This is a genomic window from uncultured Shimia sp., from assembly GCF_947498095.1.
In the GTDB taxonomy this organism is placed as follows: Bacteria; Pseudomonadota; Alphaproteobacteria; order Rhodobacterales; family Rhodobacteraceae; genus Shimia.
Genome location: NZ_CANMJE010000011.1, coordinates 60,282 through 81,726 on the forward strand (window position 1 = coordinate 60,282; position 21,445 = coordinate 81,726).

The 21,445-nt window shown below is 57.6% G+C and carries 17 protein-coding genes; 12 read left to right on the plus strand and 5 right to left on the minus strand.

What is annotated here, in order from left to right:
• Positions 1-153 precede the first annotated feature (153 nt).
• Genes Q0932_RS16795 through Q0932_RS16805 form a run of 3 tightly spaced genes read left to right on the plus strand, consistent with a single transcriptional unit; the run spans position 154 to position 2,497 of the window.
• Positions 154-450: a virulence factor gene (locus Q0932_RS16795; protein ID WP_299355750.1), complete on the plus strand. Its 297-nt coding sequence runs from the start codon at positions 154-156 to the stop codon at positions 448-450.
• Positions 451-476: 26 nt separating this feature from the next.
• Positions 477-1,400, plus strand: a complete 924-nt coding sequence (locus tag Q0932_RS16800) for a methylenetetrahydrofolate reductase (protein ID WP_299355781.1) — start codon at positions 477-479, stop codon at positions 1,398-1,400.
• Positions 1,401-1,414: 14 nt separating this feature from the next.
• Positions 1,415-2,497 carry a methyltetrahydrofolate cobalamin methyltransferase gene (locus tag Q0932_RS16805; RefSeq protein WP_299355752.1) on the plus strand — a complete coding sequence of 361 codons (1,083 nt, stop codon included), beginning with the start codon at positions 1,415-1,417 and terminating at the stop codon, positions 2,495-2,497.
• A 78-nt stretch (positions 2,498-2,575) separates the two neighbouring features.
• On the opposite strand, the gene Q0932_RS16810 is transcribed toward Q0932_RS16805, so the two are convergent.
• On the minus strand, positions 2,576-4,171 hold the full coding sequence (locus tag Q0932_RS16810; protein WP_299355754.1) for an AMP-binding protein: 1,596 nt from the start codon (positions 4,169-4,171) through the stop codon (positions 2,576-2,578).
• Between the two features lie 120 nt (positions 4,172-4,291).
• Here Q0932_RS16810 and cls point away from each other — a divergent pair, with 120 nt between their 5' ends.
• Complete coding sequence (cls, locus tag Q0932_RS16815) at positions 4,292-5,704, plus strand: cardiolipin synthase (RefSeq protein ID WP_299355756.1); 1,413 nt, start codon at positions 4,292-4,294, stop codon at positions 5,702-5,704.
• Here cls and Q0932_RS16820 read toward each other — a convergent pair.
• From Q0932_RS16820 to Q0932_RS16830, 3 genes are all read right to left on the minus strand, one after another.
• Positions 5,696-6,559, minus strand: a complete 864-nt coding sequence (locus Q0932_RS16820) for a YihY/virulence factor BrkB family protein (RefSeq protein ID WP_299355758.1) — start codon at positions 6,557-6,559, stop codon at positions 5,696-5,698. The two genes, cls and Q0932_RS16820, sit on opposite strands and share 9 nt — an antisense overlap.
• A 414-nt stretch (positions 6,560-6,973) precedes the next feature.
• A complete protein-coding gene (locus Q0932_RS16825) occupies positions 6,974-7,312 on the minus strand; it encodes a hypothetical protein (RefSeq protein WP_299355760.1) in 339 nt (112 codons plus the stop codon).
• 321 nt (positions 7,313-7,633) lie between these two features.
• Positions 7,634-8,959: an aspartate aminotransferase family protein gene (locus Q0932_RS16830; RefSeq protein WP_299355762.1), complete on the minus strand. Its 1,326-nt coding sequence runs from the start codon at positions 8,957-8,959 to the stop codon at positions 7,634-7,636.
• Between the two features lie 212 nt (positions 8,960-9,171).
• Between Q0932_RS16830 and Q0932_RS16835 the strand changes: the two genes are divergently transcribed.
• The 4 genes from Q0932_RS16835 to Q0932_RS16850 all read left to right on the plus strand — a co-directional run bounded on the left by Q0932_RS16835 (position 9,172) and on the right by Q0932_RS16850 (position 14,180).
• On the plus strand, positions 9,172-10,050 hold the full coding sequence (locus Q0932_RS16835) for a MurR/RpiR family transcriptional regulator (protein WP_299355764.1): 879 nt from the start codon (positions 9,172-9,174) through the stop codon (positions 10,048-10,050).
• A 12-nt stretch (positions 10,051-10,062) separates the two neighbouring features.
• On the plus strand, positions 10,063-11,028 hold the full coding sequence (locus tag Q0932_RS16840; protein WP_299355766.1) for a TAXI family TRAP transporter solute-binding subunit: 966 nt from the start codon (positions 10,063-10,065) through the stop codon (positions 11,026-11,028).
• A 90-nt stretch (positions 11,029-11,118) separates the two neighbouring features.
• On the plus strand, positions 11,119-13,743 hold the full coding sequence (locus Q0932_RS16845; RefSeq protein ID WP_299355768.1) for a TRAP transporter permease: 2,625 nt from the start codon (positions 11,119-11,121) through the stop codon (positions 13,741-13,743).
• A gap of 11 nt (positions 13,744-13,754) precedes the next feature.
• Positions 13,755-14,180 (plus strand): universal stress protein, encoded by a 426-nt coding sequence (locus tag Q0932_RS16850; RefSeq protein WP_299355770.1) that lies wholly within the window; start codon positions 13,755-13,757, stop codon positions 14,178-14,180.
• Between the two features lie 132 nt (positions 14,181-14,312).
• On the opposite strand, the gene Q0932_RS16855 is transcribed toward Q0932_RS16850, so the two are convergent.
• Positions 14,313-15,026 (minus strand): IS6 family transposase, encoded by a 714-nt coding sequence (locus Q0932_RS16855; RefSeq protein WP_299355772.1) that lies wholly within the window; start codon positions 15,024-15,026, stop codon positions 14,313-14,315.
• A gap of 130 nt (positions 15,027-15,156) precedes the next feature.
• On the opposite strand from Q0932_RS16855, the gene Q0932_RS16860 reads away from it, so the two are divergent.
• From Q0932_RS16860 to Q0932_RS16875, 4 genes are all read left to right on the plus strand, one after another.
• Complete coding sequence (locus Q0932_RS16860) at positions 15,157-16,683, plus strand: hypothetical protein (RefSeq protein WP_299355774.1); 1,527 nt, start codon at positions 15,157-15,159, stop codon at positions 16,681-16,683.
• A complete protein-coding gene (locus Q0932_RS16865) occupies positions 16,680-18,620 on the plus strand; it encodes an ATP-binding cassette domain-containing protein (RefSeq protein WP_299355775.1) in 1,941 nt (646 codons plus the stop codon). Before Q0932_RS16860 ends, Q0932_RS16865 begins: the two co-directional genes overlap by 4 nt.
• Positions 18,613-19,914, plus strand: coding sequence for an HlyD family type I secretion periplasmic adaptor subunit (locus Q0932_RS16870; RefSeq protein ID WP_299355777.1), 1,302 nt, complete (start codon positions 18,613-18,615; stop codon positions 19,912-19,914). The genes Q0932_RS16865 and Q0932_RS16870 overlap by 8 nt, the downstream gene beginning before the upstream one ends.
• A gap of 11 nt (positions 19,915-19,925) precedes the next feature.
• Positions 19,926-21,445: VCBS domain-containing protein (locus tag Q0932_RS16875; protein WP_299355778.1), on the plus strand; the 1,520-nt coding region annotated here is incomplete at its 3' end.

The following is a 21,445-nucleotide window of genomic DNA, read 5'->3' on the forward strand; positions in this document are numbered from 1 at the left end:
CATCATGAACATGAGGAATTCGAAGGTGAAACCATCCCGGTGACCCGCTAGACCGCAATTGGTCGCTGAATGCTGCCGTTCTGTCGAAAACGTACACCATGGGCCGCAGACGCTAATCTAGGAATGTTCACACCGAAACCGAGGAATCAGACCATGCCTGACGTCACTATCGTTTACTGGCGCGACATTCCGGCCCAAGTCATTGTGGGCAAAGGACGTCGTGGTTCAAAAAAACAGCTCACCGAGCGGTTTGAACAAGCCATTGACCGTGCTGCCATGAAGATCGGCGCAAAAGATGCGGATGCCTATCTGGCGGAATGGCGCAAGGCTGCTCCTTACTCGGTCGAAGGCGAGACAGCGGAAATATGCGACGCAGAAGCCGCCCGTCTCGAAGCGGAATATGATCAGGATCGCCTGAAGGCGCTGATTGCAAATGAAGGTCGCGCATGAGCGGCAAATCGCTTTGGGAGAGCGCTATGGCGTTGTTGAGTTTCAAGAAAAAGACGGACGCGGTGAAAACCGTATCCCCCGAGGTCGAAGCATTCCTGCAAGGGTATTCGATTGAAGTCATGCCGCGCACCGCGGCCAAGGTCGAAGATTTTCGCGCATTGCTGCCGGAAGGCACCCGCGTCTACATCGCCCATATCGAAGGCACCCCCATTGAAGAGATGGTCGCCACAGCAAAACGTCTGAATGAAGACGGCTACCCGGTGATGCCCCACTTCCCTGCCCGCATCATCAAGGATCAGGCAACCCTGGAAAACTGGATCGCCATGTATCAAGGCGAAGCCGATGTGAAACAGGCTTTGTTGCTGGCCGGTGGCGTCGAAAACCCCCACGGCGACTATCACTGCTCGATGCAGTTGTTGGAAACCGGGCTGTTCGACAAGGCAGGGTTCACCAACCTGCACGTCGCGGGCCACCCCGAGGGCAACAAAGACATCGACCCGGATGGATCGACCAAGAACGTCGACGATGCGCTGCGCTGGAAACAGAAGTTCTCGGAAACAACGGATGCCAAGATGGCTCTGGCCACGCAATTTGCTTTTGAATCCAAGCAGATGATTGCCTGGGCTGACAGCCTGAAAGAGGCCGGCATCGACATCCCTGTGCATATCGGCATTGCCGGTCCAGCCAAACTGCAAACACTCATCAAGTTTGCTATCGCTTGCGGCGTTGGCCCGTCTCTGAAGGTTCTGCAGAAACGTGCCATGGACGTGTCGAAACTGCTGTTGCCATACGAGCCCACGGATGTGATCGCGGAACTCGCGGCTCACAAGGCCGCAAATCCTGATTTCAACATCGAAAAAGTGCACTTCTTCCCACTTGGCGGCATCAAGACCAACGCCAACTGGGCCATCGACAATGGCGGTGCCTCCACCGCCCAAGCCAACGCCTGAAAATAGGATCAACTATGACCCGTACGATCATTGAATCAAAAACAAAAACCACGATCATGGGCTTTGACCAGCCGTTCACAGTTATCGGTGAACGCATCAACCCGACGGGTCGTAAAATCCTGAACGCGGAGTTGGAAGCCGGTGACTTCAGCCGTGTCGAAGCTGACGCCATTGCCCAAGTTGCAGCAGGTGCCACTGTTCTCGACATCAACTCGGGGGCTGTCTTTTCAAACAAGATGGCCGAAGACCCGCGTTACGCCGACAATAACTTTGTTGAACCTGACCTGATGCGCGAGCTGGTAAAACGTGTGCAAGCGATCACCGACTGCCCGCTCTGCATCGACTCGTCGGTTCCGGGCGCACTTGAGGCGGGCCTTGAGGCCGCCGAGGGTCGTCCTTTGTTGAACTCGGTGACCGGTGAAGAAGAGCGCCTGGAACTGGTTCTGCCACTGGTGAAAAAGTACAACGTCCCAGTTGTGGCCATTTCCAATGACGACACCGGCATCTCGGAAGACCCCGAAGTGCGTTTCGCCGTTGCCAAGAAGATTGTCGAACGCGCTGCTGATTTCGGCATTCCGGCGCATGACATCGTTGTTGACCCACTTGTCATGCCAATCGGCGCGATGGGCACGGCGGGCTTGCAGGTGTTCGAACTGAACCGCCGACTGCGCAACGAGCTGGGCGTGAACACCACCTGCGGGGCTTCGAACATTTCGTTTGGTCTGCCCAACCGGCACGGCATCAATAATGCCTTCCTGCCGATGGCTATGGCCACCGGAATGACATCGGCGATCATGAACCCCATTGCCCTGCCCGTTGGCCCCAAGAAGCTGGCCGAGAAAAAGGCCGAGGTTGAGGCCGCAGGAATTGTTCTGCCAGCTGATATGGATGACGAGGCATTCTGCCAGATGTTTGGCCTCGGCTCGACCAAGCCACGCGCCGGTAAGGAAATGGAGGCGATCCGTGCCGCCAACTTCCTGACAAACAACGACGATGGCGGTGCTGCGTGGATCAGCTTCAACAAGCAACCCGCCAAACCCGGTCAGGAAGGCCGTGGTCGTGGGGGTCGCACAGGTGGTCGCCGCCGCCGCGCCTGATCCCATTTACACAAACTTCTTGAAAGACGGTCGGGAGAAATCCCGGCCGTTTTTTTTAGTCCAAATCCTGATACCGGGTTACGACCGCTTTTTGCGTGCGCGAAAATCAAAAGCGCCGTCTGTCGGGTCTTCGTCAGCAGCAAACATCGCGTGTTTCTGGATCTTCTGAGTGCCAGTCACCGGAATCTCGGCCACAAAACGTATCCACCCCGGCGCCTTGTAATAGGCCAGCCGCTCAAAACACCATTCAAACAGCTTCTGTGCCTGAGCATGATCGCCATCGCCCATAATACAGGCCATGACCTCTTCGTCGCGCATTGAGTCCGACACAGCCAGCACCGCGACCCTTTCGACAGACGGGTGATCCTGCAGGCAGGCCTCAATCTCGGCGGCAGCAATGTTCTCGCCGGATCGGCGGATAATGTTCTTCTTGCGATCCACGAAATAGATCACATCCTCGGCATCCATCATGACTGTATCCCCGGTGTGAAACCACCCCCCACGCCAGGCCTCTTCAGTCGCTTCGAGCAGGTTCAGATACCCGGAAAACGCGCCTTTTCTGGGCGTTTCGGCACTGTATCGGATCACCATTTCTCCGGGCATGCCACGGGGAAGCTCATTGTCATTCTCATCAACCACCCGGACATCCAAACCCGCACTAGGGCGGCCCATCGCGCGCGTCTCAATATGCCGGGGCGCATCGTGCATGCTGAGGATGCGGCACATTTCGGTCATGCCCCAGACCTCGATCAAGGGAAAGCCAAAGCGCGCTTCGAATGGCGCGTGCAGTGTTGGTTCAACGCCAGCCCCGACAGCAAATCTGATCTTGTTTTGGTGATCCCACTCAGTCGGAGGTAGGTTCATCAGGGCCGGGATTACGATGCCGAGATAATGCGCAATCGTGGCGCCCGTTTCTGACAATTCAAGCCACCACGCGCTGGCGCGAAACCGCTCCGGGATAATCTGGCAATTTCCAGTGTCGATCATCGCGAACAGTACAAGGATAGCGGCATTCACATGAAACAACGGCAACGGACAATAGAGCCGATCCTGCCCTTCGCGAAAATCAATGGCGCCGCCCCGCGAGGCATACCACTGCCCCATCTCAACCTCATAGGCATGGGACATTATGCATCCCTTGGGACGTCCGGTCGTGCCTGAGGTGTAGATCAGGCTGGCCTCGGTCTCGCCTGTGATATCCGGCGCGTCAGAAGCGCTTTGAACAGTTGGAAGCTTTGGGAGGTCGACCGTCATTTCGACGCAAGGCACGCCACGCCCGGACTGGTCGATGCCCTGCGACATGAGGTCAAGGTACTCCGGGGCTGAAATCACCAAAACCGATGCGCTGTCCTGCAAAAGATAGGCAACTTCAGCCGCGCGGTAATCCGGGTTAACCGGAACCCAACTGATGCCCAACCCATTGAGAGCCAATTTGAGCAAGAGCATCTCGGGGCGGTTTCCCAACAGAACGGCCACGCGCATCCCCGCGACATACCCCGCCGCTCGAAACACGTCCTGCCATCTCTGGACTGTTTCCAGCGCGACACCATAGGTCAGCTCATACCCGCCGGGGTGATATGGTCGTGCAGCGTCCACAGGCACGTGCAAAAGCGCGTTCTCACCGTAAGTTTTTGCTTTGGCGTCGAAAAACGTCCCTATGGTTTGGAAATTCATGTCACCTGCACCCCTCTGGAAAACAGAATAACCGCAAAGTGCCATGACGCAACGGGGCATCTTCCAACAGGAAACATTGCGCGTTACGATCCCGCAATCCAAGTCAAAGGAACCAAGCGCTTGCTCGCCAGCTATTCCCTGATCCTACTGATCCTGCTCGAGGGCGTGGCGATCTACTTCGCCTATCGCGCCGTGACCGGGGCGCGCACTCCGCAAGGGTCGGTGGCTTGGGTGTTGTTCCTGATCCTCGCACCTTATGCTGGCATTATCGCCTACATATTCCTCGGTCATCACCGCATGAACGGCTATGTCATCGCGCGCCGCAAGTCCGAGCGCGTGCTGGAAGGAATTAAGAGCGCGCGCAAAGCCCATCCCTCCAAGGGTGACGCCGCAGCCCTTGGGTATGCAGGGTTTGAAGCTCAGGCCGCGGCCCCGGTGCTGTCGGGCAATGCGTTTGAATTACTGATCGACGGTGACGAAACCTTTGAGGCCATGTTTGAGGCCATCAGGTCCGCCAAATCTTATGTGTTGATTCAATTCTACATCGTGCGGGATGACACGTTAGGGCGACTGATGCAGGCCGAATTGATGGCCGTGGCAGAGCGTGGTGTCAAAGTTCGCTTTCTCTACGATTCCATAGGCAGCGCCCGCCTTAGCAACAGCTACATCCAGACCCTGCAGGATGCGGGGGTTGAGATGCTGGACACGAATGCCTTGAAGGGCCCGACCAACCGCCGGCAGGTGAACTTTAGAAATCACCGAAAAACGCTGATCGTGGATGGACATGTGGGGTTTATTGGTGGCCACAACCTGGGTGATGAATACCTTGGGAACGATCCGAACATGGGGCATTGGCGGGATACACATTGCATGTTGCGCGGACCGATGGTGAACCAGCTACAACTGGTCTTTACCGAAGACTGGTACTGGGCGACCCAAGACTCTTTGCTGGATGCGTTGGATTGGACCATGCAAAGGCAGCCCGAGGACATGGACGGGTTGATCCTACCCTCAGGTCCGGCGGATGAACTTGAGACTGGAAGCCTCTACTATTGCTCAGCAATTCGCGCCGCAAAAGAACGAATCTGGATATCAACACCCTATTTTGTCCCGGACGGAGATATCGCCACAGCACTTAAGGTTGCGGCGCTCAGTGGTGTTGACGTGCGCATTTTGATCCCGAACAAGGCAGACCATTGGGCAACTTACCTGGCAAGCTATGGCTACTTTGACATGATGCGTGCAACCGGCGTTCAGTTCTGGCGGTATGAGAATGGGTTTATGCACCAGAAGGTTCTGTTAGTGGATGAAACCATCGCTTCTGTCGGAACGTTCAATATGGATGCGCGGTCATGTCGGTTGAATTTCGAAGCCACGGCAATGGTCTTTGATCCACGCGCGGCGCAAGACGTCGCTGCGATGTTCAAAGCGGACTTTGCGCAATCTTACGAGTTTACAGAAAACCTGGCGGAGCAACCGTTGTGGGTTCGACTTGGCGCCCCCGTCGCACGCCTGTTTGCGCCGCTACTCTGACCCTGATGGCTTTTGACGCGCAAGATCGCCCAAAGTGGCGTTGAACTCGGCCCCCAGCAAAAACATAGCCGCCATAAGGTACATGAACACCAAGGCCGACATGACCCCGGCGAGACCGGCATAGGTTACGGAATAGGTTGAGAAGTTGCTGATATAGAACTCAAATCCCGTGCCACAAATGCCCCACAGGATCAGCGTCAGAACAACGCCGGGGACAAGCGCACGCACTGGGCGTTTCACGCCCGGCAACCACTTATGGCAGGCAAACAACGCGAAGATCATCACCAACGCCGTGACCGCGGTACCGAGGAACTCGCCCGAGAGCGCCTCAAGATGCAGGATTGGGAGGATGTCGGCGACGTATCTCAGGTAGATCGGCAGAACCACGCTGAACAGCCCGGCAACCGTTACCAGTAACGCGCCAAAGACCGCAAAGCCGACCGCCAAGAGGCGGAGTTTCCACGCCGGGCGCGGGTCATCACGATCGTGATAGGCCGCACTGATTGCCTGTCGCACAGCGTCAAAACCGTTTGAGGCAAAGAGGATCGTCAACAAAGCCCCCAAGGTCAGAGTCCCGCCGCCACTTGTTTCCAGAACCGCGCGGACCTCGTTTTCAATCGGGTCAGCTATGGCGTCGGGCCATGAGCCGAACACGACGTCCAGCAGGTCGTTGAGATCCGACCCGGACGCCTGAAGACCGGCTTCGGACAACATGCCCGCAAGAGCAAGCACCACGATACAGAACGGAAATATGGCCAGCATCATCGACAAGGCGACATGGCTGGAAAATACCAATCCCCCTTTGCGGGAAAAGCGGCTGAGTGCAGTCTTAAATGCGGGACAGAACAACTCCATGCCCTGTTGTTCCACGCCGAACGAGTCGGGGCAAGCAATTGGCACAAAGACGCATTTTTTTGGCACAACGCAACATAGAGATCGCTCGCTTCGCGCCCATCTCCCCCAGTGAAAGGGGCACCAAAAAGTCGCTTGGGCTTCGCGCGTTCTAAAAGTCTCTCTCTCCAGCGAAGCCTGCCCATACCCTCTGGATTGGCCTTGGCCAGTCGGGAAACTACTCACGGAACAAGGCCGGCGCCGGTGTTCGCATCGGCGTCTCCGGAATTCCGCGCACATGCGGAACCATAACGATGCCTGTGAAGTTCGCACCCAGTTACGTGAACTGTGGGGGCATTGTGTCAGCCGCCTAGGGTTGGCCGTGTGAGCGTCTTGCCCCCTAGCTGGCGCTCACACGTTTCTCCGGCTTTCCGAACGTCACTGTTCGCGTGCTTTACGCACCTTGGTCACAATCTTGTCCCATCCAGAGTGAACCATTGGCCGCAGCGTGCTTCCAAAATGCGCCAATGCCGCCATTTCCCATCCCGGCGCGATGGCGAATTTGCCCTTGTCGATGCCTTTGACAATCTTAGCCGCGACGTCTTCGGCGCTCCACATCTTGGCCGAGGCAGTCATGGCCTTGGTTTCTTCAGGTTTGGTCTTGGATTCTTCAACCAATTGCGGGGTATCTGTGTCCGGCGGATAGACGATAGATACTCCAATGCCGACAATCGCAAGCGGCTCACGCATTTTGTCGTGAGAACCATCTTGTTTCATGCCCTTATTCTTCTTTTCATGGCCGTCCCGTTCATACTTTGTGAGCATTAACTATTTGTGAATAATAACTAATGGAACACACGACCCAAGGTCGACAACTCGGAAAACACAATTTTTAAAATGCATCTTAATGCCTAGCGCCTTGTCTTTATTGCGCCATTGGCAGGCAGTATAGCATTTTGTCGCCTCGTTGCAGAAATAGTTAACGAGACTTCCACCTTACACTCTTGCTCAAAGCGCATGCCACATTGGTTTGCCTAGTCCATATGCTCACCATGAACGATGGGCGCATGGCGCATGGCGCATGGCGCAGATGCTCATCTATGAACCCGGCAATGCCTGTGCCAATGCTTTGGTCAGCTTTTCAACAAGTTCCTGCACTTGATCATCAGATATGATGAATGGCGGCGCCAACAGCACGTGATCCCCCCGCTTTCCATCCAGTGTTCCCCCCATAGGATAACAGATCAACCCTTCGGCAAAGGCCGCGGCTTTGAATTTTGCGTGGAGCTTTAGCCCGTCCGGAAAGGGTTCTTTGGTATCTCGGTCCGCCACCAGTTCGAGTCCCTGAAACAGGCCGACGCCACGGATATCTCCCACATGAGGATGCTGCCCGAGGCTCTGGTTCAACGCTTCACACAAGGCATCCCCCGTTGGATTGACCTTCGCCAACACATCATCATCTACCAAGCGCTCCAGCACGGCGAGCGCAGCGGCACAGGCGACCGGGTGGCCAAGATACGTGTGACCATGCTGAAAAAAGCCCGATCCCTGCTGAATGGCGTCATGGATTTCGCTGGTACACAACATGGCTCCGATGGGTTGATACCCGGCCCCAAGCCCCTTTGCGATGGCGCAGATATCTGGTGTCACGTCGTATTGCTCAGACGCAAACAACGTGCCAGTTCGCCCCATACCGCACATGACCTCGTCCAAAATCAACAAAATGCCGTGCTTGTCACAAATCGCCCGAATCCGCGCGAAATAGTCACCCACTGGCGGAACCGCTCCCAGCGTTGCCCCCACCACAGGTTCGGCAACAAAGGCCATGACGGTTTCGGGACCAAGTTCGTTAATCTGGCCTTCTAGCTCTTGAACCAGTCGATCCACAAAATCTGCATCCGTCTCGTCCATGAGTTGTCCACGGTAGGCGTAACATGGCGACACGTGATTGACATCGATCAACATCGGCGCAAACTGTGCGCGCCTCCAGGCATTGCCACCGGTCGCCAAAGCGCCAAGCGTATTGCCGTGATAGCTTTGCCGCCGCGCAATCACTTTGTGCCGTTTGGGCTCGCCAATCTCTAGATAGTACTGCCGCGCAAGCTTGAGCGCCGACTCCATCGCCTCTGATCCGCCTGAAACGAAATACACCCGATCGAGATCCCCCGGGGCCAATGAAATCAGCTTCTCCGCGAGCTGCTCCGCTGGATGCGATGTAAAGAATCCTGTGTGCGCAAAAGCCACCTGATCCAATTGCTGCTTTATCGCTTCGGTCACAAGCGTATCGCTATGACCCAAACATGAAACAGCCGCATCGCCGCAATTCAAAAAAGCCTTGCCCGACTTATCAAACAGGTAGGCACCTTCACCGTGCGAAACTTCAATCGGTGGGGCCTTGGAGTTGCGTGGAAATACATGACTCATGGTAGACCCTCTCTCGGCAATTGGTCTGCAACCAGAGCAGCGCAGGCATCGGTGCTATATTTGGCCTTAAAACCAACGCACCAAGCCATCCACTTGTCCTGCTGGTTCACCCGCACCGTGTCATCATCTCTGGGGTTTCAAAGTGTGAAACATACATTTCAGTGATTGACAATAGTTGAAACGCTTGCGACCGTCTGTTTCAGGGAGTGAAAATGAATCACCGACAGACGCTCGAAGAACGCGTTGCGGAACGCTATTCCGGTCTATCCGGGCAGCTGCAAAAAGCGGCTGACTACGTTGTGACCAATCCTCTGGATATTGCCAGCCGCAGCCTTCGGGCCATCTCATCTGAGAGCAATGTTTCTCCGGCGACGTTTTCGCGACTTTCTCGCGCGTTGGGTTTTGACACGTTCGAAGAGATGAAAGACGTCTCGCGCTTGTCCGTTGGCCAGCAAGTGATCAGCATGTCTGAGAAGGCCGAACAGCTTCGAGTGGGAAATTCCTCTGGAAAATCAATGCTTCAGAGGCAAAGCAAAGCCTGCATCAACAATATCGAAAGCTTTGTGACCAAGGCTGATGAGGTCAGACTGGAACAGGCCGCTGCGTCATTACGGAATGCAAAACGTGTCGTTCTTTTGGGGGCACTGGCCTCGACTGGAATGACCGAATACATGGGCTATCTGGCGCATTACTTCGCGCCGAATTGGACTTTGGCGGGACGCATGGGGGCATCACTTGGCTCCCAGATCGCCACGCTTGGCGCGGGCGACGCGCTGTTTATCGTCACCAAAAGCCCCTATGCAAAACGGGCGGTTCAAGCGGCTGAGGTCGCCAAGACATCGGGCGCCGACGTGGTTCTGGTGACCGATTCCCACAAATGCCCGGGCCTGGCGCATGCGACCTATGGGTTCGTTGTACCGTCAGAAAGCCCGCAATTCTTCTCCTCTTATGTTGTGACGCTTGTGTTGATCGAAACACTGATTGCCATGATCGTCGCAACCTCAGGGGCTGATGCAACCGCTGCGATCCGAAGGGTCGAGGCAAAAAACCAGGAACTCGGAGAATATTGGTCCGAGCCATCTTTTAACTAGGGAGACTATGATATGTTGAAACATCTTAAACTTGGCGGCGCTGTGCTGCTTGGGGCGATGACGGCAGCCTCAATGACTGTCGCGCAAGAGTTCATCTCGATCGGCACCGGTGGTGTGACCGGCGTTTACTATCCAACCGGCGGCGCGATCTGCCGTCTGGTCAACAAGTCGCGCAAAGAGCACGGCATTCGTTGTGCCGTCGAATCCACTGGTGGTTCGGTCTACAACATTAACACCATCAAAGCCGGAGAGCTTGAGTTCGGCGTTGCTCAGTCTGACTGGCAGCACCACGCCTACAACGGCACCTCGAAGTTTGCGGACAACCCGTTCCCTGAAATTCGCGCCGTGATGTCGGTACACCCTGAACCCTTTACGCTGATCGTGCGCTCGGACAGTGGCATTACCGGCTTTGCAGACATCAAGGGCAAGCGCGTTAACGTTGGCAACCCCGGTTCCGGTCAACGCGCCACAATGGAAGTTGTGATGGACGCCTTTGGCATCGGCATGGACGATCTGGCCCTTGCGACCGAGTACAAAGGATCGGAAATGGCCAAGCAGCTTTGTGACGGCAACATTGACGCGATGATTTACACCATCGGTCACCCGGCTGCCGCCATCAAAGAAGCCACAACCACCTGTGACGCGACCTTGGTCTCGGTCACCGGCGCACCGGTTGAAAAGCTGGTTGCGGACAACCCCTTCTATCGCGTCGCGACGATTCCGGGCGGCATGTACAAGGGTACTGACGGCGACACCACGACATTTGGTGTAGGCGCCACTTTCGTGACATCAGCCAATGTCTCGGATGACGTTGTGTACATCGTTGCAAAGTCGGTGATGGAAAACATCGACGATTTCCGCGGTCTGCACCCTGCGTTCGCTAATCTTGAGCCTTCCCAGATGGTCAAAGACGGCCTGTCAGCTCCGCTGCATGACGGTGCCGCAAAGGCCTACAAAGAACTGGGCCTGATGGACTAAGGCCTAAGGCGAAATCAACAAGACCGCCCGGGAAACCGGGCGGTTTTTCCAGTATATAAATAGTTATAAAACAAGGACCTGGGGGACAACATGGCTCAAGACACCGAGGTGCAATCCGCAGACGACATGGTTGCCGAAGCGGATACCGGCGCACGTAATCCATCCTCTGCATGGCAGGCGAATTTGATCATCGGAACCTGCATCGTCTGGTCCCTGTTCCAGCTTTACATTGCATCGAAAGTTCCCGGCATGCTGGCACAAGCCACCGGTGCGAACATCTTTGCAAACATCGTCGCTCAGGCGCGGTATGTGCATTTGGCCTTTGCCATCATGCTCGCCACACTGGCGTTTCCTCTTTTCAAATCCTCACCCAAAGATCGCATCCCGGTTTATGACTGGGCGTTGTTGATCCTGGGCGTCTCAGCCTGTCTTTATCTTGTGGTGTTCCGCTTTGAGATAGCCGACCGTCCGGGTCTGTGGAGTACTTCGGACATTGTGATGTCCTGCATCGGCATGGGTGTGTTGTTTACGGCCGTTTACCGCTCGCTTGGTTTGCCACTGGTGATCATCGCAGGCGCCTTCGTGGCCTTTGCCTTCTTTGGCGGCTATTCCGAATGGGCGCGTAACATCACCAACTATGGTGGAGCCTCGCTCTCGAAAGCGCTGGGCCACTACTGGATGCAGACCGAAGGCGTCTTTGGAGTCGCCTTGGGTGTGTCCACGACAATGATCTTCCTGTTCGTGCTGTTTGGCGCCTTGCTGGACCGCGCAGGCGGTGGATCGTGGTTCATCAAAGTAGCGGTCGCCCTCTTGGGCGCACTGCGCGGCGGTCCGGCCAAAGCCTCGGTCCTGTCTTCCATGCTGACCGGTATGATCTCGGGCAGCTCGATCTCGAACACAGTGACCACAGGCACATTCACCATTCCATTGATGAAACGTATCGGCTTTCCGGCAGAAAAGGCCGGCGCGGTCGAGGTGGCCTCGTCCACCAACGGTCAGCTGACCCCGCCCGTGATGGGGGCTGCGGCTTTCCTCATGGTGGAATACGTCAATATTCCCTACATTGACGTGGTCAAACACGCCTTTTTGCCGGCGGTGATCAGCTATATCGCGCTGCTTTACATCGTCCACCTCGAAGCCTTGAAGATGCAGATGCAAGGCTTGAAAAAAGCCGGACGCCATATTGGCCCGGTTTTGATCCTGATCTTGTTCCTGTCAGGCTTTTTGTTCCTGGGTGCCTGTACCTACGTGATGATCATGCTGCGCAGTGTTCTGGACGGTGTGATGGCCGACAGCGTCTATGGCGGGCTGGTCGTGGTCGCCGCGCTTTACGTGACACTGGTCTATTTCGCCTCGCGCTATCCCGATGTGGCGATGGATGATCCCAACGGGCCGCTGGAAGCCCCGCGCCTGACACCTACGCTCTTGGGAGGGGCCTATTTCTCACTGCCGATCTTTATCCTCGTGTGGAACCTCATGGTGCGCACTGAGAACCTTGATCGTCTGTCTCCGTCCCTCTCGGCCTTCTGGGCCACGATCTTTATGATTATTGTTGCGCTCACCCACCGTCCGCTCAAGGCGTTCTTCCGCGGTGAGGCCTTTGGCACATCCACGAAGCAGGGTTGGCATGACTTTATCGAGGGGCTGATCCTTGGCGCACGTAACATGATCGGCATCGGTGTCGCCACCGGTGCTGCGGGTATCATCGTTGGCACCATCAGCCTGACCGGCGCGCACCAGGTCATCGGACAGGTTGTCGAAGTGGTGGCCAGTGGCAATATCTGGATCCTTTTGATCCTTGTCGCCGTCATGTCGCTGATCCTTGGCATGGGCTTGCCGACAACGGCCAACTACATCGTTGTCTCGTCGCTCATGGCGCCTGTGATCCTGTCGGTGGGCGCGCAAGCCGGATACATCTTCCCGCTGATCGCCGTGCACCTCTTTGTGTTCTATTTCGGCATTCTCGCGGATGACACGCCGCCTGTGGGCCTGGCGGCCTATGCGGCAGCGGCGATTTCCCGAGGCGATCCGATCAAGACCGGTGTTCAGGGCTTTTCCTATGACATCCGAACAGCCTTGTTGCCATTCCTTTTCATCTTCAACACCGATCTTCTGTTGATTGACGTCGGAGCAGCGAAGGCGGTGCTGGTCTTCTTTATCGCGCTCATCGCGATGCTCTTGTTTGCGGCAGCAACCCAAGGGTATTTCATCGCGAAAAGCCGAAAATGGGAGACTGTGGCGCTCTTGTTCATCGCCTTCATGCTGTTCAGGCCGGACTTCTTCCTCGACAAAGTCAGCGAGAAATATGCGACGGCCACTGGCCCGGCAGCGCTGGAAATGATGGCGGGGGCCGAAACCGGCACAGAGCTGCGGGTTGAGGTCAACGGACCGGATTTCGATACCGGCAACCCAAGGCCCACGACGATTGTTCTGCCTGCGGTCTCTGGTGACGCCGAAGGCGCGCTTGGGGCACAAGGCCTCAGCATCATTCCAGACGGCGACGTTCTGGTGATGGATGAACCTTTCCCGGGGACGCCGTTCTTTGAAAGCCTTGGCAATGAATACGACTTTTATGGCGATACACCCGTTCAGATCACCCAAGTCCAGATCGAGAATGAGCGTATGCCAAAAGAGCTTTTCTTCATTCCCGCACTGCTCTTGCTGTTCGGCGTCGTGATGATCCAGCGCCGCCGCGCCACACAACCCGCATTCTGAGGAGCTGACAGATGTTTGACTCACTTTTGCTCGCCGTTGATATCAACGATCCCCAAGGCGCATTGCGCAGCACTCAGGCGGCTGTGGCCATGGCCACGCATCAAAAGGCCGAGCTGCACATTCTGAACGTTGTGCCCGACGACGGAATGGCGATTGTCAGCTCGTCCCTCAGCGCCGATCACAACGCTGAAGCGGTCGATCAATCCCGAGCTAATCTTGAGGCCTGGGCCAAGGAGCATATTCCCCAAGGAATAACCACAAAGCTGCATGTGGCCCGTGGTACGGTCTATGACCAGATCATTAAGAAGGCCGGCGAATACGGCGTGCAAGGGATCGTTGTTGGCGCCCACAGCCCTGCGCTCAAAGACTATCTTTTGGGCTCCAACGCTGCCCGCGTTGCGCGTCACGCCAACCAGTCGGTCTTTGTGATCCGCTAGCCGCGCAATGTGCGGAATTCACCCTGCCACTATCTCGATTGGTGGGGTGAGTTGCACGAGTATCATCTGGGACTATGGCGGTGCTGTCAGACCAATGCGAACCAGTCTCAGTTTACCGCAGAAACCGTGAACTTATCCGGAACAAAGTTGACGCCACTCGGAGAGAGCGGCGCTTCGGTTCAGTTTAAAACTGTCTCGTGAGTGAAGATGTCGCTCCTGATTGTAGTGGTTATGGACCGAAGAATGAACGCCGGCGAATTTCTGCAAACATCGCATTTGCCTAAAGCGGAGCATCGCCCGTTCTCGTCGTCGAAACGGCAGGTGAGAATTTTCCGCTCGGTTGTTCACCCAGCGTCCCGTTTCCTGCCTTCGCGCGTTGCCAATATCTTTCAAAGCGGCGCCATAAGAGCGAAGTTTGTCCGTCACGATCACTTCCGGCCGGCCATACCTCTTCATTGATTTTCTAAGGAATTTCAACGCAGCTTTGCGGTCCCGGCGCTTAGTAACATAGCTTTCCAGCACTTCGCCTTCGTGGTCCACAGCACGCCACAGGTAATGCGTCTCGCCGTTGATCTTCACAAAAACCTCGTCGAGGTGCCACCGCCAGTTCGAATAGGATTGCATCCGACTGATCCTGTTTCTGCGGATCTCAGCCGCGAACATCGGGCCAAATCTATTCCACCAGAACCGAACCGTCTCATGGCTGACTTCGATGCCGCGCTCATGCAGAAGATCTTCCACGTTCCGCAACGATAGCGGGAACCGGACATACAGCATCACCGCCAGGCGGATGATCTCAGGGCTGGTTTTGAGGTAGCGAAATGGGTTGGTTTTGTCATCCGACAAGGCTACAAACCCGCCCTGCCCGCCTCAACCGAAATCTTTCTGACAAAACCTCTCGGTTTGATTTAGCCTTGTTGGGACTTAGTCTTTTAACTTAATATATGTGTTCGCTCAGGTCAGACGAAAGAATCGAATGGATACTGTCGCACCAAAACATGAGCATTTTAGTCGCGCTCAAGATTCAGAGCCGGGGTCGCGCGTTCTTGTGGGTTTTCTCTCCGTGGGAATCAACGCGCTGACGTTGGCGCTTCCTCTGGCTCTCCTTCAAGTCTACGACCGGATTTTGCCGAACCAGTCGACCGGGTCGGCCATCGTCATATTCTCGGCGGTTGTCGTCGCGTTGGTGCTTTCAGGATTGCTCCGATACGTCAGGTCCGGCCTCTTTGCGCGGTGGTCGGCACTGGAAGAGTATAGGCTTTGGTCTCGAACCGCCCGACAACTGCTTAAAGGTTATCACAGCCGTGAGGACGCACTTCTCCTCGCCGCCGCACCCGCAAAGGCGCGGGATGTGAATGTCGGTCAAACGATGCTGGCCCGGTTCGATGCGCCTTTCTCAATCATCTTCCTTGCACTCATTGCGTATCTCGGCGGAATCGTTGTCGCCGCGCCCTTACTGGTTGCTGCCGTCTCAGTGATCGCATTCCTCGTGGTCGCGTCGCGGAATCGATCCGCCCTAGAGCAGGAACTGCTAGCGGGCGCGCGGTACGAGGCGGGTGTCACCGCGCTAGCGAACACATCCTCGAACACTACGACCCTGGCCAGTCTCGGCTCTGCATTTGCCCGTTTGACCCACACTCGCAGCGCTCAGTCAAAGGCAAACAGAACGACGCAGAACATCAGCAGCTTCCAGTTGGACCTTTTGCAGAGTGGCGCGCTGATCTCGACCGTCGGTGTTGTCTGGTTGGGCGCCGGAGAGGTGCTCGCAGGACAGATGACGACTGGCGGCCTTGCAGCCTGCACGTTGCTGGGCTCCCGGGCGGCATCCCAGCTTGTCGGCGTTGCGGCGACGGGCCTGCGTGCCCAGCCCGCGGCCGTTGCGGCGAAGAAATCGACGGCGATCCTTGAATCCAGTGGAGAGAGCGTCCGTCAGCCGTCACACCGGACGACTGAGTACCTGAATTCGACTGGCGGGGGCATTTGGGTGCTGGAAGCGTCTTCGCATCAGACAGCGTCCGAAAAGCTTGAAGCCATAGTCAATCACTTGCCCCGCGACTTGCCGGATCCGGAAGCGGTTCGGATCGTGTCTGCCCGACCACGGCTTTTGACAGGTCGACTGATGAATTGCCTGTCCCGTCTGGATAAGAATCTCGAGCCCAAAGCGCTGACCCTGTCGCGCGAGATCGGTCTGGACAGCCTAGTTTGCCGGCTTCCCCACGGGTACGATACGGAGCTTGCATCTTCCGGCAGACCTCTGCCGGATGGCGGTGCCAAGCGCGCCGCTATCGTCCAAGCATTCACGGGCAGGCCGGGGTTGGTCATTCTCGAGGCGCCTGAAGCGTCCCTCGATGTCGATGCCGTGAAGAAGCTATCGGGGTTCCTTCTGTCCCACTCGGACGAAGTTAAGATCCTTGTGCAGACGTCGTCGGAGGATCTCCGCGACGGCCTGAAAGATGCCGCGCGCCTCGAAAACCCAAGTAATTGGATCGAGGGGGTCGAATGATGTCTGATGCCGCCGGCTTCCTCGAATCCGTTCTAAAATATCTCGACGGGCGCCACTCCGATAAGGCCGTAGAGGCGGCATTCGGGGGGTTCTCCTCATCGCTGTCCGACATGGCACGCGCCAGCAACCTGATCGGGGTGCACGCGTCCATACATAAGGGCATACCTGCATCCTGGAGAGACGGTCATGATGGCGCCCTGATTGCGAAAGACGGCACCAACTGGATAGGCGTCGCAAGGCGGGACGGCGATCTCGTTGCGTTCCCGGAGAACGACGAGACAGGGCTACTCCACCTGCCGGCGGGGCCGCTCCTCTATCTGCGCATGCTTCCCGAAACCGAAGCATCCAAGGTCACCTACGCCAATATCTCGTCCCGCGCCCGAGGCGCATTCGTGCATGTCGCATGGCAATCCCTGGTCATCAACCTCTGCGCGCTAGCGGTGCCTTTCTTCACCATGGCCGTGTATGACAAGGTTTTGGGGGGCGGCGCCGCCCATTCGCTTCCGGCCCTATTGTCAGGTGCAGTGATCGTTCTAGTCACGATGCTGGCAATGCGGCGTGTTCGGTCCGGACTTGCTTCCACGGAATACGCCTCGCTTTCGGGGCAGATCTCGACATTGTTGGCCGGCAAGGCACTCCGTTCGCCGGCTTCAAACGTTGCGGGGAACTCTGGAAGTACGATTGTCGCGAAGGTGCGGCAGGGCGAACGTGCCGCCGACCTGTTCGCCTCCCCGAATATTGCAGCGATCTATGATGCGCCTTTTATCCTGCTGACCTTTGCCGCCCTGGTGATCGTCGGCGGGGGCATGGCGATCATTCCCGCGATCTACCTCGTGCTGTTTTTCGGCTTCGGCTTGTTGATAAACGCCGGAACCGGCGGCAGGGACCCGTTTGCCGTCCGCCAGTCCCAGCGACGCACGCAGATGATCGGGGAACTGGTCGATGCCAACGGTGCCATTCAGCGCGCCGGACTAGGCGAGAAATGGCTTCAAAGGTTCGACGCTACCTTGCGCTCGAGCGCGCGCGACACACACCGATCCATGACCCGAACCGGGTCGCAGTCGGCAGTCGCAACGACGCTCGGATCCGGCACTGCGCTCGTGACCCTGGTCGTCGGGATCGACCTCGCGCTGAAAGGCCATTTGTCGCCCGGCACGCTGATCGGGACCATGTTGCTCACCTGGCGCATCACCGGCCCGGCGCAATCGCTGTTCCTAGCAATCCCGCGCCTAAAGGCAATCCGCAACGGCTGGACCTCTCTTGAGACCCAGCTCCGGGCGCCCACGGTTGGCCAGGAATCCCATCTCCAGATCGCACTCGAACCCGAAGCTCCCGCCGTGGCCGCACAGGGTCTGTTCTACCGTCATGAAGCCGGTCAGCCGCCCGCCCTCACCGGCGTTACATTCGATGTGGCCCCCGGCAGCGTCGTCGTCATCATGGGGCCGAACGGGTCGGGCAAGTCCACTTTGCTACAGCTCGTCGCCGGGCATCTCCGCCCACAAACTGGGCATCTGACTCTGAACGGGCGCCAGATGTCCCAGTACGATCCCGACGAGATCGATGCTCGCTGCGCTTATGTCGGTGGCGACAAAAGCGTTTGGCTGGAGCAAAGCAGAACAAGGCCCGACGTCGGGTTTTCCGCGGAAGCCAAGGTGGAACGCGTAGCCTGGTCCGCGATCACGGAACTTGACAGCAGGTTCTTCGTTCTCGACGATCCGCTACCCGCGAATGGCAAAGATGCCTTGAACGAGGTCGGGAAGTTCATCGACGAAACGCGAGGCAAGGCTACTATCTTCCTTGCGACCCACGATACGGAACTCGCGGCGCACGCCGATATCGCCATCGTACTGGACGCCGGAAATGTCGTCTATTGCGGACCTGTTCAGACAGAAAAGCCAGAGGCAGAAGCTTTGACGGAGGAGAAGAGAGATGGGTGAAAATCGCGGAGATCAACCTTTCGACCTGTACGACACGTCAACCTTCGTCTGGACGCGCCGGGCGGCAATCGTCGTTCTGCTCGGCCTAACCGCGTTGGTGATCTGGATGGTCTACACGCCTGTCGACGAGATATCCAAGGCGCGTGGGGAAGTTGAACCCATCGCCCAGGTGAAGCGGGTCGAAAGCCGGCATGGCGGCCAGTTGGCCGAATTGCTGGTCACGCGCGGTCAAGTGGTGGAAGCGGACCAAATCGTGGCTGTGTTGGATCAGGCGGAAGCGCAATCGGCGCTTCGAGCCGCCGAAGCGCGCATTGCAGGGCTGTCCCTTGAGATCGAACGCCTCCTCGCGCTTGCGGAGGGGCGGGAGCCGGATTTCTCGGCCCATGCCGAGGACTTCAACGATCTCGTGGAACGCGAAACGGCTGCGCTTGCGGCAACGCGTGCCTTCATCCGCGCCGAACGCTCGGTGATCGGGTCGCAGATCGAGGAAAAGCGTGCCGAGATCGCAGCCATTGATGAGGAACGCCCCCAGCTCATTCAACAGATCGCCGTCGCCGAGGAGGAGCGCGCCGTTCAAGAGGACCTGATGAATCGCGGCCTGAGCGCACGTGCCAAGCTCGCGGAACTGCGAGAGCAGGAAGCACAGTATCGTTTTGACCTTGCCCAACTCGCCGGCCGTCGAACCATCGCAGAGGCTGAGGTTGCCGAGCTTCAGGCGTCGCTGACCCAGGTCGAATTGGACGAGTTTGCCAAGGCGAGAAGCCGGATTGCAGAAGCAGATTCCCAGAGGCGCGCCTTGCAGGCCGAAGCAGCGGGCCTGGAGAGCCGTGTCGCGGAGACGGAGATCCGGTCGCCCATTGCCGGAGTGATTCAGTCCATCCCCGACGACACGATCGGCGATGTCATTGACCCCGGCGGCATGGTCGTAACCATCGTTCCCGCCGACGGCGGCTATCGTTTCAGCGGTCGCTTGTCGCCGCGCGATGTCGGCTTCGTCTCGGTGGGGCAACCCGTTCGGTTGAAAATCGACAGCTTCGATTACAGCCGTTTCGGCGCATTGCCGGGCACCGTCGAGGAAGTTTCGCCGACAACAGCAGTCGATGAACGTGGTACAGCGTTCTACGAAGTCCTTGTGCAGCTGGACAGCGACCATTTCCGCGATGCCGAGGACGGCCTCACATTGATCGCCGGAATGACCGGCGAGGCCGACATCAAGACCGGCGCTAAGACCGTGTTCCAATATGTCTGGAAACCCATCTACACCAATCTCGACCTGGCGTTGACCGAGCGGTAAGGAGAGACGTGATGTCCGATCAGAACCCGAGAAAGTCCCAGACCTCCCGCGCCACTGCGGATCAAAGGGACGAGTTGTCCGAAGAGGTTTTTGCCTGGGTTGTGTCCGACACGAGTGAACTTCCGGAGGTTCAGACCGAAGGCTCCCATGCCGCGCCGGATGGCAGAGCGCGAGACAGCGGAGGTTATGGCAACCGGCAGTTGATGGTCTCGGCGTCGGCACTGGCACGCCACATGGGTGCCGAGCTTTCCGAATTGCATTCCCAACCGGGTCGTCCCGGGGCGGAACCCGGTTCCGACTGGTTGGCCTCGTCCGGCCTTGCACCACTGCCCCAGGCCCATCCACGCGGCTCGGGCGCCGGCCATCCCGGCTTCACTCATGCCCTCCCCGGCATGGGTACAGGTCAGAATGTGGGGTACGCGATCATTCCGAACGTGTCACCGGGCGGCGGCGGTCACGCGTCGGGACAATTGCCGAGCCATATCGTGTCGAGCAGCCAGCCCAGCGGGCCTGCTATAGCCGGGCTCATCCCCGGCGGTAAGGAAGGTAGCCCGGTTCCGGTTCTAATTTCGGTGACTAATGGCAACAACACACCCGGCGGATCGACCGTGACCATCGCTGGGTTGCCGCCTGGAACGATCATGAACCTGGGACATGCTGGCCCAGGCGGTACATGGATCCTCGGTCCGGGCACCGATCTGAAAAACCTGACCATGACGCCCCCAACCGACTGGTTTGGATCAGGGCATCTGACGGCGACCGTCGTGGATCCTAACGGTCACTCGGCACAGATTCAGATGCCGTTCAATGTTTTGCCACAACCCGACGCTGCAAGGATCTCCGGAACCGACACCGGAACAACCTCCGAGGACCGTGTTCTGACAGTTTCCGGCGGGTTGACGATCGTCGACCCGGATCCGGGTGAGGCGCATTTTCATGCCTCGACATTGAGAGGAAACTTCGGTCGCCTACAGATCGATCAATCGGGTCATTGGACCTACACGCTCGACAACACCTCTCCCTCGGTTCAGGCGCTGATCTCGAGGCAGACCGAGCGTGAAACCTTCACGATCCACAGCGTGGACGGAACGAGCCACCAACTGGTCGTGAACGTGATGGGCACCGACGACAAGGCCACGATCGCCGGCACGGCGGTCGGCGCGGTGACCGAGGACAAGCTGACCTCGACCGGCGGCAAGCTCGACGTGACCGACCCGGATGCGGGGCAGGATCAGTTCGTGCCGCAGACCGGCGCGGCCGGCGCCCATGGCAGTTTCACCGTGCAGCCCGACGGCACCTGGAGCTACGCGCTCGACAATGGCCAGCCGGCAGTGCAGGCCCTGAAGACCGGCGACCAGATCACCGACACGCTGACCGTCTCCACCATCGACGGCACCACCAAGCAGATCACCGTCACCATCAACGGCACCGACGACAAGGCCACGATCGCCGGCACGGCGGTCGGCGCGGTGACCGAGGACAAGCTGACCTCGACCGGCGGCAAGCTCGACGTGACCGACCCGGATGCGGG